A 1,606-nucleotide genomic window follows, 5' to 3' on the forward strand; every position below is an offset into this window, starting at 1 on the left:
GCTCCCAGTAGACGACTGGGTTGATAGGCCGGAGATGGAAGACCTGTGAGGGTTGGAGTTGACCGGTACTAATAGGCCGAGGGCTTGACCATATGTGCTCGCGTCCACTGTGTTGGTTCTGAGGCAACAGCTGCCGGAACCCGAACCGTGCATGTTTGTGTGTGGTGGGTTTGCTGGGTTGTTTGTTTCATAGTGTTTCGGTGGTCATAGCGATGGGGTAACGCCCGGTTACATTCCGAACCCGGAAGCTAAGCCTGTCAGCGCCGATGGTACTGCATGCGGGAGCGTGTGGGAGAGTAGGACGCCGCCGAACAAATATTGAGTTGAGGCCCTGCCGGTTTATCCGGCAGGGCCTCAACGCGTTTTAGGGGCTGGTTCGTGACGCCGCTTCAGCCCGTGGCGAGTTCGACGAGGAACCGGGTGTGGTCGTGTTCCGGCTGGGTTCGTAGCAGCGGCAGGGCGACAAGAGGCGCCAGGGCACGACACCAGGCGGCTACACGGTCCGCGTCGAGCCCCGGAACGAGCGCGGCGAAACTGGCGATTCGAGCGCGGAGTTCTGCCTCGCAGGTGCGACCTTCAAGCGCCCAGTCGATCACGTCGAAGTCGGGATCGCCGATCGATGGTCGTGGGTCGATCGCCACGAGCCGACCGTTCGCCGGCCCGGTGAGGACGTTCCCCGGATGAAGGTCTCCATGGACGAGCACACGAGGCCCGGTGCTGGCGAGGCGGAGTGCCGCCCTGCGGGCCTGGTCGAGTAGCGCTGAGGTGATCGGGCCCGGCACGGGAGCGGTCCCCAGCCGCCGTGCTGCCAAGTCGAAGACGAATGAGACACGCTCGGTGAGTTCGGGTACCTGGGGTGCTGGGCTGTCGGGTGGTGAGGAAGCACGCAGGGCGGCCAGTAGACGTGAGACCTCGGGTTCGTTCCAGTGGCCGTAGGTGGCCGGGACGCCGGGTCTCACCGGACGGAGAAGCAGTGCGCCTCGGCTGAGCTCGGTGGCGAGCAGTCCGACGACCGCTGAGGTGTCGGACCAGGCGGTGAGGGCCAAGGCCTCCTGGCGGGCGACTTCCCGGTCTGGCGTGAGTTTCAGCCATGCCTCGCCTCTGCTCTCGTCGCTGCCGCGCGGAAGGCAGCGGAACACGCGTGAGGTGCCGCCGCCGGCGGCTTCGACCGGTGTCAGCCCCCAACGTCCGCTGAGTTGCTCCACCAGAGCGGGGACGCTGTCGCACCAGGCGTCGGCGGCGCTGCCGAAGCGGGAACGGAGGCGGCTGCGGGCGGCCGCTGGCACTCGCGTGATGGCCTCCACCGTCGGCTCCTCCCGCTGCCGTCCCCCGCTGCCGGCCGCGCGCGGGTGGATGTGAGGGTAATCGGGTTGCCGGTGGTCCGCAGCGTTGGGGAGGGTTGGGTGATGGACTATGTGATTCGGCGGGTGCGGGCTGACGAGTGGCGGGAGCTGCGCGCTCTGCGGTTGGCGGCGTTGGCGGATCCTGTCGCGGACGTGGCGTTCGGGGAGACGTATGCGGCGGCGGCCGGGTCTCCCGACGAGGTGTGGAGGCAGCGGGCGTTGGACGGCGCGGAGAGTGCGCGGAGCGCGACGTTTGTCGGGGA

General features: G+C 67.5%; 1 protein-coding gene, 2 rRNA genes and 1 pseudogene. 3 read left to right on the plus strand and 1 reads right to left on the minus strand.

Features of this window, described 5'->3' with window-relative positions:
• Together FNX44_RS26755 and rrf are read left to right on the plus strand one after the other, a co-directional pair.
• Positions 1 to 92, plus strand: a 23S ribosomal RNA gene (locus tag FNX44_RS26755); the annotation flags it as partial.
• Between the two features lie 104 nt (positions 93 to 196).
• Positions 197 to 313: ribosomal RNA gene (rrf, locus tag FNX44_RS26760) — 5S ribosomal RNA — on the plus strand.
• 76 nt (positions 314 to 389) lie between these two features.
• Here the strand turns inward: rrf and FNX44_RS26765 are convergent.
• Entirely contained in the window at positions 390 to 1,304 is a 915-nt protein-coding gene (locus FNX44_RS26765) for an aminoglycoside phosphotransferase family protein (RefSeq protein ID WP_143651548.1), read from the minus strand.
• Positions 1,305 to 1,406: 102 nt separating this feature from the next.
• Here FNX44_RS26765 and FNX44_RS26770 point away from each other — a divergent pair.
• Positions 1,407 to 1,606 (plus strand): annotated as a pseudogene (locus FNX44_RS26770) (GNAT family N-acetyltransferase); the annotation flags it as partial.

It is taken from the genome of Streptomyces alkaliterrae (assembly GCF_007097205.2).
Lineage (GTDB): Bacteria > Actinomycetota > Actinomycetes > Streptomycetales > Streptomycetaceae > Streptomyces > Streptomyces alkaliterrae.